15 protein-coding genes and 1 tRNA gene are annotated in these 14,816 nt (G+C 66.8%); 6 read left to right on the top strand and 10 right to left on the bottom strand.

Annotated features, from left to right (window positions below; genetic code table 11):
- Nucleotides 1-6 precede the first annotated feature (6 nt).
- Nucleotides 7-972, bottom strand: a complete 966-nt coding sequence (locus F1C10_RS02600) for a threonine/serine dehydratase (RefSeq protein ID WP_185208543.1) — start codon at nt 970-972, stop codon at nt 7-9.
- Nucleotides 973-1,133: 161 nt separating this feature from the next.
- Here F1C10_RS02600 and F1C10_RS02595 point away from each other — a divergent pair, with 161 nt between their 5' ends.
- From F1C10_RS02595 to F1C10_RS02585, 3 genes are all read left to right on the top strand, one after another.
- Nucleotides 1,134-2,351: a type III PLP-dependent enzyme gene (locus F1C10_RS02595; RefSeq protein ID WP_185208541.1), complete on the top strand. Its 1,218-nt coding sequence runs from the start codon at nt 1,134-1,136 to the stop codon at nt 2,349-2,351.
- 106 nt (nt 2,352-2,457) lie between these two features.
- A complete protein-coding gene (locus F1C10_RS02590) occupies nt 2,458-3,537 on the top strand; it encodes a deoxyhypusine synthase (RefSeq protein WP_185208539.1) in 1,080 nt (359 codons plus the stop codon).
- 128 nt (nt 3,538-3,665) lie between these two features.
- Nucleotides 3,666-4,097 (top strand): MAPEG family protein, encoded by a 432-nt coding sequence (locus F1C10_RS02585; RefSeq protein ID WP_185208537.1) that lies wholly within the window; start codon nt 3,666-3,668, stop codon nt 4,095-4,097.
- Here the strand turns inward: F1C10_RS02585 and F1C10_RS02580 are convergent.
- From F1C10_RS02580 to F1C10_RS02545, 8 genes are all read right to left on the bottom strand, one after another.
- On the bottom strand, nt 4,094-4,669 hold the full coding sequence (locus tag F1C10_RS02580) for an N-acetyltransferase (protein ID WP_258043029.1): 576 nt from the start codon (nt 4,667-4,669) through the stop codon (nt 4,094-4,096). The two genes, F1C10_RS02585 and F1C10_RS02580, sit on opposite strands and share 4 nt — an antisense overlap.
- Before the next feature lie 5 nt (nt 4,670-4,674).
- Nucleotides 4,675-5,811, bottom strand: coding sequence for a calcium:proton antiporter (locus F1C10_RS02575; RefSeq protein ID WP_185208535.1), 1,137 nt, complete (start codon nt 5,809-5,811; stop codon nt 4,675-4,677).
- 124 nt (nt 5,812-5,935) lie between these two features.
- Nucleotides 5,936-7,204, bottom strand: coding sequence for an ATP-dependent Clp protease ATP-binding subunit ClpX (clpX, locus tag F1C10_RS02570; RefSeq protein ID WP_185208534.1), 1,269 nt, complete (start codon nt 7,202-7,204; stop codon nt 5,936-5,938).
- 78 nt (nt 7,205-7,282) lie between these two features.
- The gene (locus tag F1C10_RS02565) at nt 7,283-7,972 is read right to left on the bottom strand and encodes an ATP-dependent Clp protease proteolytic subunit (protein WP_085809437.1); all 690 of its coding nucleotides are present in this window, start codon (nt 7,970-7,972) and stop codon (nt 7,283-7,285) included.
- Nucleotides 7,973-8,045: 73 nt separating this feature from the next.
- On the bottom strand, nt 8,046-8,837 hold the full coding sequence (locus F1C10_RS02560; RefSeq protein ID WP_185208532.1) for a MipA/OmpV family protein: 792 nt from the start codon (nt 8,835-8,837) through the stop codon (nt 8,046-8,048).
- Between the two features lie 56 nt (nt 8,838-8,893).
- Nucleotides 8,894-9,823, bottom strand: coding sequence for a glycosyltransferase family 2 protein (locus F1C10_RS02555; RefSeq protein ID WP_185208530.1), 930 nt, complete (start codon nt 9,821-9,823; stop codon nt 8,894-8,896).
- Between the two features lie 115 nt (nt 9,824-9,938).
- Entirely contained in the window at nt 9,939-11,615 is a 1,677-nt protein-coding gene (gene tig, locus F1C10_RS02550; protein ID WP_185208528.1) for a trigger factor, read from the bottom strand.
- 62 nt (nt 11,616-11,677) lie between these two features.
- A tRNA-Leu gene (locus F1C10_RS02545) sits at nt 11,678-11,762 on the bottom strand.
- 283 nt (nt 11,763-12,045) lie between these two features.
- On the opposite strand from F1C10_RS02545, the gene F1C10_RS02540 reads away from it, so the two are divergent.
- On the top strand, nt 12,046-12,267 hold the full coding sequence (locus tag F1C10_RS02540; RefSeq protein WP_185208526.1) for a hypothetical protein: 222 nt from the start codon (nt 12,046-12,048) through the stop codon (nt 12,265-12,267).
- Nucleotides 12,268-12,319: 52 nt separating this feature from the next.
- On the opposite strand, the gene F1C10_RS02535 is transcribed toward F1C10_RS02540, so the two are convergent.
- Complete coding sequence (locus tag F1C10_RS02535; RefSeq protein WP_308458083.1) at nt 12,320-12,904, bottom strand: response regulator; 585 nt, start codon at nt 12,902-12,904, stop codon at nt 12,320-12,322.
- Between F1C10_RS02535 and F1C10_RS02530 the strand changes: the two genes are divergently transcribed.
- Both F1C10_RS02530 and rsmD read left to right on the top strand, forming a co-directional pair.
- Nucleotides 12,903-14,255 (top strand): pseudouridine synthase, encoded by a 1,353-nt coding sequence (locus F1C10_RS02530; RefSeq protein WP_185208525.1) that lies wholly within the window; start codon nt 12,903-12,905, stop codon nt 14,253-14,255. The two genes, F1C10_RS02535 and F1C10_RS02530, sit on opposite strands and share 2 nt — an antisense overlap.
- A complete protein-coding gene (gene rsmD / locus F1C10_RS02525; protein WP_185208523.1) occupies nt 14,255-14,794 on the top strand; it encodes a 16S rRNA (guanine(966)-N(2))-methyltransferase RsmD in 540 nt (179 codons plus the stop codon). The genes F1C10_RS02530 and rsmD overlap by 1 nt, the downstream gene beginning before the upstream one ends.
- Nucleotides 14,795-14,816 lie beyond the last annotated feature (22 nt).

Here is a 14,816-nt window from a genome sequence, read left to right as displayed (position 1 = left end):
TTCGCCCTAGCGCGTCGCGATCGCACGCGCATAGGCGGCGATATCGACGTTTCCGCCCGACAGGATGACAAGCGTCCCGTCGGCAACCGGCACCGCGCCCGACAGCACCGCGGCGAGCGCCACCGCGCCCCCCGGCTCCACCACCAGCCGCAGCGTCTCCGCCGCCCAGCGCTGCGCCGCGGCGATCTGCTTCTCGCTGACGGCCACCCCCGTCGCATCACGCCGTGAAAGGACGTCGAACGTCAGCGGCGACACGATCTTGGTCTGCAGCGCGTCGCACGCGGTCGGCGGCGGCGAGTCTCCCACCGGCTCGATGCAGCTCGCCTCCAGACTGCGACGCATGTCGTCCCAGCCCTCGGGCTCGACGACGGTGATCGCGGCGTCCGGCAGCGCCAGCGCGATCCCTGCCGCGAGCCCGCCGCCGCCGCACGGCACGATCACACGCGTCGGTTGCCCCAGACCAGCCTCCTGCATCTGCGCGGCGGCCTCGACCCCGGTCGATCCCTGCCCCTCGATGATCCACGGATCGTCGAAGCTCGGCACCAGTGTCGCGCCGCGCGCTTTCGCGAGCCGCGCTGCGATCTGCTCGCGCGATTCGCGCTCGCGGTCGTAGCTCACGACCTCGGCGCCGAGCGCCAACGTGCCCTCCACCTTCGCGCGCGGCGCATCGGCCGGCATGACGATCGTCGCCGCCATGCCGAGCCGCCGCGCCGCCCAGGCGACGCCCTGCGCATGGTTGCCGCTCGAGAAAGCGACCACCCCGCGCCGGCGCGCCGCCTCGTCGAGCGCGGTCAGCCGATGCCACGCGCCGCGGATCTTGAATGCGCCGATCGGCTGCAGCGATTCCGCCTTCAACGCTACGGTTCTGCCGTGGATCTCGGCGGTGAAAAGCGGCGTCGGCGGCAGGATCGCGGCTACCTTGGCGGCGGCGTCGCGCACCCCGGCGCGGGTCGGCTGTCGTATAATCGTCACATCTCATCCTAGCGCCAAGGGCACGGTATCAAAAACCCTTTACATGCACCTTCGCGGACCCTAACTCGCGCCTCCGCTGCCCCATGGGACTTCCACCGCAAGGCAGTGTTTTCGCAACTGAAGACCGGGGGCTTGCCCTCTGGCATTGGAGGTCCCTTGAATTGCACCAGGATCATCGCGCGCTGGGGCTAGCGCCCCTCTCGACCGACGTCCCGACCGTTTCGGGCGCCATCGACATCGCACAGGGCAAGCCGGTCCAGCCGGTCACGCTCGTGCGTCCGCACGCCGCGGCACGCGCCGCCCGGTTCTTCGTGGAGAAGTTCCCGGGCCGGTCGATGTATGCCGTCAAGGCCAATCCTTCGCCCGAGCTGATCCGGATCCTGTGGGATAACGGCATCACGCACTACGACGTCGCCTCGATTGCCGAGGTGCGGCTCGTCGCGCGCACGCTGCCCGACGCCACCTTGTGCTTTATGCACCCGGTGAAAGCCGAGGAAGCGATCGCCGAGGCGTATTTCACGCATGGCGTGCGCACCTTCAGCCTCGATTCGCTCGAGGAGCTCGAGAAAATCATGCGCGCGACGCGCAACGCGGCGGACCTGACGCTCTGCGTTCGCCTGCGCGTGTCGTCGGAACACTCGAAGCTCAGCCTCGCATCGAAGTTCGGCGTCGCGCCGCACGAGGCGAAGCCGTTGCTGTTCGCCGCCCGGCAGGCGGCCGACGCGCTCGGCATCTGCTTCCACGTCGGCAGCCAGGCGATGACGCCTGACGCCTACGCCGATGCGATGGAGCGCGTGCGCGCGGCGATCGTCGAGGCGGCGGTGACGGTTGACGTGATCGACGTCGGCGGCGGGTTTCCCTCGTCCTATCCGGGCATGGAGCCGCCCCCGCTCGAGCGCTATTTCGAGACGATTCACCGCGCGTTCGAGAGCCTGCCGATCAGCTATTCGGCCGAGCCCGGTCGTGCGCTGTGCGCCGAATACAGCAGCATCGTCGTGCGCGTTGAGAAGCGCCGCGGCAACGAGCTGTACATCAACGATGGCGCGTACGGCGCGCTGTTCGACGCGGCGCACATCGGCTGGCGCTTTCCGGTTGCGCTGCTGCGCGAGCCGGAGTCGACCGTGCGCGATCACCCCTTCTCGTTCTACGGGCCGACCTGCGACGATATCGACCATATGCAGGGCCCGTTCCTGCTGCCGGCCGATATCCAGACCAGCGACTATTTCGAGATCGGCATGCTCGGCGCCTACGGCTCGGCGATGCGCACCGCCTTCAACGGCTTCGGATCGGACGAGACGGTGATCGTCGCGGACGAGCCGATGGTGTCGATGTACACCGATGTGGAACGCGAGGCCGCGTCCAACGTCGTCACGCTGTAACGCGCGGCCGACATTGAAAAAGCCGGCGGCGCTCCTCGGGGCGCCGCCGCGTTACGGGTTAGCGCGTCCCCTTCGAACGACGTGTGCCATCATGCGGGAGCAACCCATGACCGACACCCTCAACAAGACCGCGGGCGCCAACGCGCCGATCAACGACACGCGCAAGGCGGAACTGCTGTCGAAGCAGGTCAAGCACATCGACATCCGCTCGTTCGACGCGCGACCGATCGTCGACGCGATGAGCGACATGAGCTTCACCAGCCGCGATCTCGGCCGCGCGACGAAAATCTACAACGACATGCTGGCCGACAAGGACTGCACCGTCGTGCTGGTGATCGCCGGCTCGACCTCCGCCGGCGGTTGCATGGATCTCTACGCCGAACTCGTCCGCAACAACATGGTCGACTGCATCGTCGCGACCGGCGCGACGATCGTCGACATGGATTTCTTCGAGGGGCTCGGCCACAAGCACTATCAGGCGCTCGAGGTGCCCGACGACGATACGCTTCGCTCGCTCTATATCGACCGCATCTACGACACCTACATCGATGAGGAGCAGCTGCAGGACTGTGACTTCACGATCAACAAGATCGCCGAGTCGCTCGAACCCAAGCCGTACAGCTCGCGCGCCTTCATTCGCGAGATGGGCAAGTATCTCGTCGAGCACGGCAAGAAGGACAACAGCCTCGTCAAGCTCGCTTACGAGCATGACGTGCCGATCTTCTGCCCGGCGTTCGTCGATTCGTCGGCCGGCTTCGGCCTGGTGAAGCATCAGGTCGATCGCGCGAAGGCGGGCCAGCCGTACATGGTGCTCGACGCGATCGCCGATTTCCGCGAGCTGACGCAGATCAAGATCGAGGCCGGCACCACCGGGCTTCTGATGATCGGCGGCGGCGTGCCGAAGAACTTCATCCAGGACACCGTCGTCTGCGCCGAGATCCTCGGTCACGAGGACGTCGAGGTGCACAAGTATGCGGTGCAGATCACCGTCGCCGACGTGCGCGATGGCGCCTGCTCGTCCTCGACGCTGCAGGAAGCTGCGTCGTGGGGCAAGGTGAACACCGGCATCGAGCAGATGGTGTTTGCGGAAGCAGGCTCGGTGATGCCGCTGCTGGCATCCGACGCCTATCACCGCGGCCACTGGAAGGATCGCGCCAAGCGCGGCTGGGCGAAGCTGTTCGCCTGACCCGCCGTAACAGGGCTTAACCATTGCCCTCCCTCGGCACGTCGCTTCGGTGACGCTGCTGCGGGAGGGCTTTCTTGTGCCGCAAACATCCGCCTGACACGCGGCGGCGGGCGCGCTAGCCTGTCGCCATGGCAAAGACCGCGCTGCTTCAACCCATCGTCACGCTGATTGCGTGGACCCTGGTCATGCTCGGCTGGATGCTCATCACACGCCTGCCCGCGCTGCGCAAGGCAGGGATCAGCATGGGCAGTCTGGTCGGCAGCAAGGCGGCGGACGCCGATCGTTCGCTGCCCGCCGCCGCGCAGTGGAAGGCGCACAACTACAATCACCTGATGGAACAGCCGACGCTCTTCTACGCGATATGCGGCGCGCTGGTGCTTGCCGGTGCCGGAAATCATGTCGGCAGCGTGGCCTTGGCCTGGGGCTACACGCTTATTCGCATCGCCCACAGCCTGGTGCAGGCGACCGTAAACAAGGTGAAGCCGCGCTTCATCCTATTCCTGCTGTCCAGCGCGTGCCTCATTGGGTTGACGCTGATCGCGATGATGCAGATCTTCTAATCCGCCGGTCGCAGCATCGACCAGAAGGTCGGCCCGTCGCTGCCGACCTGCCACCGATCGGTGACGACGAAGCCGAATCGCTGATAGAGGCCGATGTTCTTCTCGGTCGCCGTTTCGAGGTACACCGGGAAGCGCCCTGCGACGCGGGACAGGCCGGCGCGGATTACCTCCCCGCCCAGCCCCCGCCCCTGCGCCGCCGGGTCGCACCCCGCAACGTGCAGATACCAGAAGGCACCACTCGGCATGTGCGCCGCGATCGCCCCGGACAGCGCAAGCGCACGCGGAATACTGGCGCCGAGCGCGCGCCAGTAAGGCCACAGGTTGCGGGCGATCTGAACCACGTTGGTCCGCGCGCCGCCGGGCGCCCGCCACAGCGTTGCGGCCTGCGCCTGCGGCGCCACCAGCCGCATCCCTGCGGCGTCCTCGTCGAACAGGATGGCGAACAGTCGCGGCAGTCGGCGCGCTCGCTCCGCTGCGTCAGGAATGATCCAGCGCATCGCGGGATCATCGTCGAACGCGCGCGCCAACATCGCGGCGACATGCGCGCGGTCGGCCTTCCCGGCAAGCCGCACGCCATTCACGGCACGATTGTCGTGAACAGGTAGGCGGCAAAGATCACGAGATGCACCGCCCCGCCGAGGATCGTCGTGCGCCCGGTACCGAGCGACAGCGTGATCGTGAACATCGACAAGATCAACAGCGTGATGCTCTTCGATCCGATGCCGAGCGCGAGCGGCAGATCGAGGATGAGTGAGACGATCGCTACCGACGGGATCGTCAGGCCGATCGTCGCCAGCGCGGAGCCGAGCGCGAGATTGAGGCTGGTCTGCAAGCGGTTGCGCTTCGCCGCGCGGTATGCGGCCAGGCTCTCCGGCGCGAGCACCAGCGCCGCGATCACGACGCCGACGATCGCCAGCGGCAAGCCGGCGTCGAGCACCGCCCGCTCGACGATGCCCGACAGCCCTTTGGCAAGCAGCACGACACCGACCAACGCCACGAGGAGGAGGCCAACCGAGGCCCAGGTCGTCAGTGTCGACGGGCGCTCCGCATGCGAGTCCGCCGGCAGTTCCTCGTCGGGCAGGAAGTATTCGCGGTGGCGCACCGTCTGCACCAGGACGAACATCAAATAGAGGAACAGCGATACGATCGCTACGAAGATCAGTTGCGGTGGCGCGTAGGTCGGTCCAGGCGCGCTGGTGACGAAATTTGGTAGCACCAGCGACAGGACGACCATCGCGGTCAGCACCGCCAGCGCCGCGCTGACCCCGCGCAGCGTAAAGCGCTGCTCGCCGTGCCGCAGCCCCCCGGCCATCAGGCAGAGGCCGACGATACCGTTGATGATGATCATGATCGCCGCGAAGACGGTGTCGCGCGCCAGCGCCGACGCGTCGCCGGCATCTGACAGCATCAGGCTGACGATCAGCGACACCTCGATTACCGTCACCGCAATCGCTAGCACCAAGGTACCGAACGGCTCGCCGACCCGGTGCGCGACGACTTCGGCATGATGGACGGCGGCCAGCACTGCGCCGATCAGCACGACCGAAGCGCCGATCGTTCCCAAGGTGCCCATTGCGTAGAGCGATACGAGCACGGCGACAGCGGCAAGGAACGGGAACAATATCGTCCACCACGGCAGCGCGAGCCGTTTCAGGAGCGCGCGCTGCGTGGCAGGCGGCACGATCGCGTCGACGTTGTTGGCCTGTTCCGGCATTATTTCTCCCTTGGGCTATCTACAACAAATGCCACGCGCGCCCGTTGGGTCCTTGGACGTGCGCAACAAAAAGGGGCGCCGGTTTCCCGACGCCCCTCCGCAACCATTCACACGGCGGAAACGGTCACGCCGCGCCGCTGGTCGCCTTTTTCTTGTCGGCGTAGACGCGGATCGGCTCCTTGCGTCCATCGACCACGTCCTTGTCGATCATGACCTCGTCCACCGAATCCATGCCCGGCAGTTCGAACATCGTGTCGAGCAGGATCGCTTCGAGGATCGAGCGAAGCCCGCGCGCACCGGTCTTGCGATCGATGGCCTTCTTGGCGACCGTCACCAACGCGTCGTCGGTGAAGCCGAGCTTCACTTCCTCCATGTCGAACAGCTTCTGATACTGTTTGACGAGTGCGTTCTTCGGTTCGCTCAGAATCTTCACCAGCGTGGCGATGTCGAGATCCTCGAGCGTCGCAATCACCGGCAGACGACCGACGAACTCAGGGATCAGCCCAAACTTAAGCAGATCCTCCGGCTCGGTCTGGCGCAGCATCTCGCCGGTGCGGCGCTCCTCCGGCGCGGCGACATAAGCGCCGAACCCGATCGACTTGCCCTGCAGGCGATCGCCGATAATCTTCTCGAGCCCCGAGAACGCGCCGCCGCAGATGAACAGGATGTTGGTCGTGTCGACCTGCAGAAACTCCTGCTGCGGATGCTTGCGCCCGCCCTGCGGCGGGACGGAGGCAGTGGTGCCCTCCATCAGCTTGAGCAGCGCCTGCTGCACGCCCTCACCCGACACGTCGCGCGTGATCGACGGGTTCTCGGCCTTGCGGCTGATCTTGTCGATCTCGTCGATGTAGACAATGCCGCGCTGGGCCCGCTCGACGTTATAGTCGGACGCCTGGAGCAGCTTGAGGATGATGTTCTCGACGTCCTCGCCGACATAGCCGGCCTCGGTCAGTGTCGTCGCGTCGGCCATGGTGAACGGCACGTCGAGGATGCGCGCCAGCGTCTGCGCCAGCAGCGTCTTGCCGCAGCCGGTTGGCCCGACGAGCAGGATGTTCGACTTGGCGAGCTCGACGTCGGCGCCCTTGGCACCGTGATTCAGCCGCTTGTAGTGATTGTGCACCGCGACCGAGAGCACGCGCTTGGCCTGCTTCTGCCCGATGACATAGTCGTCGAGCACGTCGCAGATCTCCTGCGGCGTCGGCACACCGCCATCCTTCTTCGACACCAGCGCCGACTTGGTCTCCTCGCGGATGATGTCGTTGCACAGCTCGACGCACTCGTCGCAGATGAACACGGTCGGGCCGGCGATGAGCTTGCGAACCTCGTGCTGCGACTTGCCGCAGAACGAGCAGTAGAGCGTGCTCTTCGAGTCACCGCCGCTGAGCTTGGTCATTCAATCACTTCCTTTTCGGCCGGGCATGGTAACCCGGCCAGTCTCGATCCGGCAATGCCGGAAAAAGGCTAACGAGGCTCAGGCCGCCGCTGCCACATCATCGGCCGGGGCCGGCCGCTTGTCGAACACCTCGTCAATCAGGCCGAATTCCTTGGCCTCGTCGGCGCTCATGAACTTGTCGCGATCCATCGCGCGCTCGATCTCCTCCAACGGCTTGCCGGTGTACTTGGCGTACAGCGTGTTGAGGAAATGCCGCATGCGAAGGATCTCGCGCGCCTGGATCTCGATGTCCGCCGCCATGCCCTGTGCGCCGCCCGACGGCTGGTGGATCATGATCCTCGAGTTGGTAAGCGCCACGCGCATGCCCGGCTCGCCCGAGGCGAGGAGGAAGCTGCCCATCGACGCCGCCTGGCCGACGCACACGGTGCCGACGCGCGGCCGAATGTACTGCATCGTATCGTGGATCGCCATGCCCGCCGTGACGACACCGCCCGGCGAGTTGATATACATGAAGATGTCCTTCTTCGGGTTCTCCGATTCAAGGAACAGCAGCTGCGCCGTGATCAGGCTGGCCATGCCGTCCTCGACGCCGCCGGTCACGAACACGATGCGCTCGCGCAACAGACGGCTGAAGATGTCGAATGAGCGCTCACCGCGGTTCGACTGCTCGATCACGATGGGAACGAGCCCGGCCTGCGTCTGCTGCATGCCGACACCGGCGCGCGCCAAGGCCCCTGCAAAGTCACCGGTCTCGAACGGATTATGCATTGAAAGTCTCTCTTATGCCCTGGAGATCGCCTATGTCGCCCGCGCAACGAGCGACTTCAAGACCCGCGCGCGGTCAGTTCCCGCCGCCGAAAGTGTAGGACGCCGCGAGCCCTGCCGACCACTGATTGCGTGAGCCGTACGCGCGCACGACGGGCGAGCGGCCCGCGTCGTCGATCAATCGATCGTACTTGCCGTAGGTATAGACGCCCCAGCGCGGCGTCAGCCGCTTGATGAAGCTCGCCGTCCCGCCGACGGCCTGGATGCCACCGGGGGGGCGATAGGTGGGCAGTCCGCTTGCGATCGATCGATCGGCCGGCACGCCGAAATAGGCGCGCTGATAACGGCCATTCGATACCGTCAGCCGCGGCCCGATCGCGAACAGCCACTCGTCGCGATCGCGCGCGACATAGTCGACGCCAGCGTAGCTCGTCAGCCCCTTGTGTCCGCCGATGCCCTGGCGCACCTCGACACGGGCGCGCAGCGGCTCGCCGAAGTTATACTGGACGAAGCCGCCCGGCTCAAAGGTGAAGCCGACGCGCGGCAGGCCCGGTGCATCGCGCTTGCGCCGTGATCCCTCGAGCCCAAGCACCGCGCCGGCGGCGAAGCCGTTCGCCTGGATCAGCGTCAGCCCGAAACTCTCGTCCGCCGCGGAGAAAACGAACTGCTCGTCACCGCGCGCGCGCGCCAGATCGAAGAACGGCGTGATGTTCGCTCCGTCAGCGCCGGGATAGCGCGGGCCGACCTGCGGCCCCAGCGTCACGCGGTAGCGATGCGGCGGCTGCGTGTCCTGCGCCTGTACGGGGGAAGCGAGCCCGATCGCAGCAAGCGATGCAATGGCGAGCGGGCGGGTGAAGCGCAGGGTCATGCCGCGACGCTAGCCCAGGTCAGGCGCAGCCGCCAGCGTGATAAGCGCGTCGTCGCCTAGCGGCTTCCGGGCGCGGGATGCGCGAGATAGGCCAACCGGCGGATTTCGCGCCGCCCGCGCACGACGGTATCGAGGATCAGGCCGGCAAAGCCGCACAATGCGGCAAGAATCGTCAGGCCCGTGATGAGGATCGCGGTGGGGAAGCGCGGCACCAATCCTGTTTGCGCATAGGTGATGGCGAGCGGGATGGCGAGCACGACGGCAAGCAGCAGCAGCGCCGCGCCGAACGCGCCGAAGAACCACAGCGGTCGCTCAATGCGATACAGCGTCGCGATTGTCCCAAGTATCCGCCAGCCGTCGCGATAGGTGCTAAGCTTCGACACGGAGCCTTCGGGCCGCGCGAAATAGGGCGTCTCGATCTCCGTCACCGGCATCTTGAGTTCGAGCGCATGGACCGAGATTTCGGTCTCGATCTCGAAGCCCACCGACAGTACCGGAAAGCTCTTCACGAACCGTCGCGAAAAGACACGGTAGCCGCTCAAAATGTCGCTGAAACTGCGGCCGAACAGCCGCGCGAGCATGCCGGTGAGCATCGCATTGCCGAGCCGGTGCCCGCGCCGATACGCTGCCGCCGCCTCGCCGATCCGGCAGCCGACCACCATGTCGAGCTGCTCGTCGACCATCCGCTGCACCAGCGTTGGGGATGACGCGGCATCGTAGGTCGCGTCGCCATCCGCCATGACGTAGATGTCGGCATCGACGTCGGCGAACATGCGGCGCACCACCGCGCCCTTGCCCTGCGTTCGCTCGGTGCGCACGATCGCGCCCGCGGCGCGCGCGACCTCGACCGTGCGATCACGCGAGTTATTGTCGTAGACGTAGATCGTAGCGGACGGCAGCGCTGCCAGAAATCCCGCGACCGTCTGCGCGATCGCCGCTTCCTCGTTGTAACACGGCAGAAGAACGGCGATCGTCGGCTCGGGCACGGGTTCTTCCTATCGTCACCGCGCGACGGCCGCCCGGGTCCACTGTCGCCGCCTTCCTAGCGGAAGGTTCTTGCGGAAGAGTGGACGCCGGTCGGGATCGAACGGTCGGACGCAATCAGGCGTCGGTCTTCGGCGCCTTCTTCGCGGCGGCCTTCTTGGGCTTGGCCGTCTCGTCACCAGCCGGAGCCTCAGCCGCCGCATTCTGGTCCTGCGCGACAGGCTTGGCCTTCTTCGCCGCCGGCTTCTTCGCCGGTGCGGCCTCACCCTCGCCGTCTGATGCGTCGCTCGCCTTTTTCTTGGCGGCGGGCTTCTTGGCAGCCTTCGCCTCGGCGTCCGTTGCCTCAGCCGGCGCATCCGCTACCTCGCCATCGGCGAGTGCGGCATCGTCGGCGTTCTTCTTCGCCTTCTGCTTCGGCTTGTGATTGTCGTGATCGTGATGATGCGTACCGGTTGCGAAGCCGTCCTCGCTCTCGATCGCCGCCTCCAGATCCTCGCGGGTCGTCTCACGCTCGGTCACCTCGGCCTTGTCGAACAGGAAGTCGACGACCTTGTCCTCGTACAGCGGCGCACGCAGCTGCGCGGCCGCCATCGGCTCCTGCTGGATGTACTGGATGAAGCGCTGCTGCTCCTCGCCGCGATACTGCTGCGCGGCCTGTGCGATCAGACGGTTCATTTCCTGGCTCGACACTTCGACGCCGTTCGCCTGGCCGATTTCGCTGAGCAGCAGGCCGAGCCGGACGCGGCGCTCGGCGATCTTGCGATAATCGTCGCGCTCCTTCTCCATCTCCTCCATCGCCGCCTTGGGATCGGGCTCGTGCGTCGCCTCGTGCTCAAGCTGGCTCCAGATCTGCTGGAACTCGGCCTCGACCATCGACGGCGGCACTTCGAAATCGTGCCCCGCGGCGAGCTGGTCGAGCAGCTTGCGCTTCATGTAGGTGCGCGTCAGCCCGGCGAGCTCCTGCTCGATCTGCCCGCGGACGAGGCCGCGCAGCTGCTCCAGACTCTCGAGGCCGAGGTTCTTCGCCAGTTCCTCGTCGACCGTCGCCTCGCCGGCGGTCTTCACCGACTTGATGACGAGATCGAACGTCGCGTCCTGCCCGGCGAGCTCTTTCGCCTGATAGTCCTCCGGGAAGGTGACCTTGATCTGGCGATCCTCGCCCGCCTTGGCGCCGACCACCTGATCCTCGAACCCCGGGATCAGACGGCCCGCGCCGAGCTCGACCGCCATGTCGCTGCCGGTGCCGCCCTCGAACGCGACGCCGTCCATCGTCTTGCCGACGAAGTCGACGGTGACGAGGTCGCCGGTCTGCGCGGCATAGCCTTCCTCGGTATCGTCCCAGCGCTTCGACTGGTCGGCGAACTTCTGCAGCTGTGCGTCGACCGTCGCGTCATCGGCGGGAACAGTCAGCTTCTCCAGCTTCAGCCCGTCGATTGCCGGCGCCGGCACCTGCGGCAGCACTTCGAGCTCGATCTTGAGCTCGGCATCCTTGCCGGGCTCATATCCCTCGACAAGCTCGACCGACGGCTGGATCGCGGGGCGCAGCTGCTGCTCCGCGATCAGCGACTGAATGCCTTCCTGGATCGAGGTGTTGAGCGCGTCCTGAAGCAGCGCGGGCCCATGCATCTTGCGCACGAGGTTCGCCGGCACCTTGCCGGGGCGGAAGCCGGGCATGCGCACCTGCGGCGCGACACGCTTCAGCTCCGCATCCACGCGGCCCTCGATATCCTTGGCCGGGATGGTCAGCGTGTAGGCGCGCTTCAGGCCCTCGTTCAACGTCTCGACAGTCTGCATCTTCGTGCCTTCAACTGAAATTTCGTGGATGGTGCCTGTCCGCGAACATGCCGCGGAGTAACTGGTGCGGGCGAAGGGACTCGAACCCCCACATCTTGCGATACTGGAACCTAAATCCAGCGCGTCTACCAGTTCCGCCACGCCCGCATTAAGGCACCGCCGGTCGCGGGCCTCTATACCGCGCAAGTCCGCACGGCAAGCCGCACCGGCAACTTGCACCCGCGCCGCGCGTTGTGCGAGTGAGAGGAATACGACCAATGGCATCCGTCCCCCCCAACGAAGCCCCGCAGCCCACCCAGCCCGGCCAGCCCGACACGCCGCCGCCCGAAATCACGCCGCCCGCTCCGGACGTCGATCAACCGGCACCCGGCGCGCCGAGCAGCGATCCCGCACCAACGCAGCCAAACTTATAAGGAAGGCGGCATCGGACGTGACCGATCAGCGCGGCAGCGACCCCAATCCGGATAGCCTGCCGGAGGACGACAGCGATGTCGCACCCGACAGTCCGCCCGCGGCGCAGGACGATGCGGCCCAGACCGACCTCGAGCGACACGCGTCGGCGCGATCCCCGGGCGCGGAAGTTGGCGCGGCTGACGAGGGTGTAGCTGGCGATCGCAGCGACGGACCGGCAGCCCTTGCAGACGTCGACTAGGCGCCGGGCGCGGAGAACGACCCGCTCGTCGATTAAAGGCGCAGCGACGCGCCTAAGTGGCGATAGCGCCGTTGCCGATGGCGACCCTATCCCGATCGAACAGGCGAAATCCCACCGGCAACCGCGAAGGCTTTCGCCCCTCGTGACTGGCCTCGATCGCACGGATCGCGCCGACAAGATCGCGGTCAGAATAGGGTTTCGACAGGCACCCGTTCGCGACTGCCTCTGCCTCACCCGGACAGTGGCCGGTCACAAACATGACCGGGATGCCGCGCACCTGCGCTGCACGTGCCACCTCGACCCCGCTGCCATCGGCCAGGACGACGTCGACCAGTACCAGATGGATTTCGGCGCCCGACGCGATGATCGCGAGCGCGTCGGTGACGCGATCGACTGTCGCGACGATCTCGAACTTCTGATCCGTCAGCATGTGCTCGACGTCGAACGCGACCAGTGGCTCGTCCTCGACAACGAGGAGCCGGACGATCGATCTTTTCCGTCGGCCAAAGATCATCCGAACACCCTGTATGTAAGAGATACACGTCGGCACCGTAACGCCTGCGGAGCGATAACGCTGCCGCCTCTTTCCGGTCGCATTTAATTTCGCGCGCAGCTCAACGCATGTATCAGGCGTCATGCCCAAGACGTCCCCCGATCGGTCCGCTTCGCACCGGATCGCCAAGCTGCTCGCCCGCGCGGGCGTCGCCTCACGCCGTGAGGTCGAGCGAATGATCGCCGAAGGCCGGGTGTCGCTCAACGGCGCGGTAATCGAAACGCCGGCGACGCTTCTTTCCTCGCTGGCCGGCGTCACCGTCGACGGCAACGCCGTCGCCGAGGCCGAATCCGCGCGGCTGTTCCTCTACCACAAGCCCCCCGGCCTGCTGACGACCGAGCGTGATCCCGCCGGCCGCCCGACGATCTACGATCGGCTGCCGAAGGGATTGCCGCGGCTGATGCCGGTCGGGCGGCTCGATCTCAGCACCGAGGGTCTGCTGCTGATGACCACCGATGGCGAGCTCAAGCGACAGCTCGAGCTACCCGCGACAGGCGTCGAGCGCGCGTATCGCGCCCGCGCCTACGGCCAGATCAGCCAGCCGCAGCTGGAGGAACTGATCGAGGGGATCGAGATCGAGGGCGTCCGCTACGGCTCGATCGACGCCAATATCGAACGGCGTACGGGCGCCAATGTATGGATCGAGATGATCCTCAAGGAGGGCAAGAACCGCGAGGTGCGCCGCGTGCTCGAACATCTCGGGCTCCAGGTCAGCCGCCTGATCCGCACGCGCTACGGGCCGTTCCTGCTCGGTGATCTCCAGCCGGGCCAAATCGGCGAAGTGCGCCGCCACGACGTTGAGAGCTTCCGCGCCGATCCGGTACGCCGCGACCTCCCGCAACCAGCGCGCCGCCGTGCGGTGACCCCGGTCGAACTGCCGGCCGATGCCGTTCTCAAACCGGCGCCGCAACCGGGTAACGAGAAACCGCGCGTCGCCAAACCGGCGAGTGGAGCCAAGCCCCCCGCGAAGGACGAGCCGCGCCGCCGGGCAGACGGCACGGTCGCGACGCGCGGCGTAAAGGGGCCATCGGCGCGCAGCCGATCGTTCCGCGCAGCCCATGGCGACGAAGCCGATCGGTTGCCCGCCGCGGCGCGCGGCGCGCGCCCGTCGGTACCGGCCGCAAGATCGCGCGACGATGCCGACGCGGGTCGCGCGACCGGCGTATTGCGCGGTCGCCCCACGCGTTCGGCCAGGCAGCCGACATCGAACGCCAGACAGGAAGACAACCAGCGGGCGGGAGCCGGCCGTCGAACCGATCGGAGCGCGCCGAGCGGCAACACCGAGAGGCCGGTACGCGCCGGCGGGTCGCGCCCGGCGGACAACGACCGCCGCCCGAACTCCGGCACCGGTGGTTCGCGGCCCGGAGCGCGAACGGGTCCAAGCACGACGAAGCCCGGCAAGCCGCGGCCGGGCAGCCCGCGAGGCAAACGCTGATGCGGGTCATCGCCGGGCAGTGGCGCGGTCGCCCGATCATCGCGCCAAAAGGCGACGCGACGCGGCCCACCGCAGATCGGACGCGCGAGGCGCTGTTCTCGATGCTGGCGAGCCGCGTCGGCAGCTTCGAGGGGCTGGCAGTCGCTGATCTCTTTGCCGGATCGGGCGCGCTCGGCATCGAAGCACTGTCGCGCGGGGCGGCCTCATGCCTGTTCGTCGAGCAGGACAAGCCGGCACTCGATGCGTTGCGCGCCAATATCGCCGCTTTGGGTGCTTCGAGTGCCGAGGTACGTGCGGGCAGCGTCCTGGCGCTCGGCCCGGCACGCGCGCCACTCGACGTGATGCTGATGGACCCGCCCTATGCGAGCGGCGCAGGCGCGGTCGCCCTCGACAAGCTCGCTCGGTTGGGCTGGGTGTCGCCCGCCACCTGGGTCAGCATCGAGACGGGGCGGACCGAGGACGCGAAGGTTGACGGCTTCGCGATCGCCGCCGAGCGGGTCTATGGCAAGGCGAAGATCACGATCCTGCGCCGCGCCTGATCGCACCGCCGCAGGTCGACCG

The organism is Sphingomonas sp. NBWT7 (genome assembly GCF_014217605.1).
GTDB lineage: Bacteria > Pseudomonadota > Alphaproteobacteria > Sphingomonadales > Sphingomonadaceae > Sphingomonas.
This window is presented reverse-complemented; position numbering and strand designations above follow the sequence as displayed.

Bases quoted from the DNA above. Each gene is read 5' to 3' on its own strand.
- F1C10_RS02590 (WP_185208539.1), top strand. From the start codon at position 2,458: ATGACCGACACCCTCAACAAGACCGCGGGCGCCAACGCGCCGATCAAC.
- F1C10_RS02585 (WP_185208537.1), top strand. From the start codon at position 3,666: ATGGCAAAGACCGCGCTGCTTCAACCCATCGTCACGCTGATTGCGTGG.
- F1C10_RS02575 (WP_185208535.1), bottom strand. From the start codon at position 5,811: ATGCCGGAACAGGCCAACAACGTCGACGCGATCGTGCCGCCTGCCACG.
- clpX (WP_185208534.1), bottom strand. From the start codon at position 7,204: ATGACCAAGCTCAGCGGCGGTGACTCGAAGAGCACGCTCTACTGCTCG.
- F1C10_RS02565 (WP_085809437.1), bottom strand. From the start codon at position 7,972: ATGCATAATCCGTTCGAGACCGGTGACTTTGCAGGGGCCTTGGCGCGC.
- F1C10_RS02560 (WP_185208532.1), bottom strand. From the start codon at position 8,837: ATGACCCTGCGCTTCACCCGCCCGCTCGCCATTGCATCGCTTGCTGCG.
- tig (WP_185208528.1), bottom strand. From the start codon at position 11,615: ATGCAGACTGTCGAGACGTTGAACGAGGGCCTGAAGCGCGCCTACACG.
- F1C10_RS02530 (WP_185208525.1), top strand. From the start codon at position 12,903: ATGCCCAAGACGTCCCCCGATCGGTCCGCTTCGCACCGGATCGCCAAG.
- F1C10_RS02535 (WP_308458083.1), bottom strand. From the start codon at position 12,904: ATGACGCCTGATACATGCGTTGAGCTGCGCGCGAAATTAAATGCGACC.
- rsmD (WP_185208523.1), top strand. From the start codon at position 14,255: ATGCGGGTCATCGCCGGGCAGTGGCGCGGTCGCCCGATCATCGCGCCA.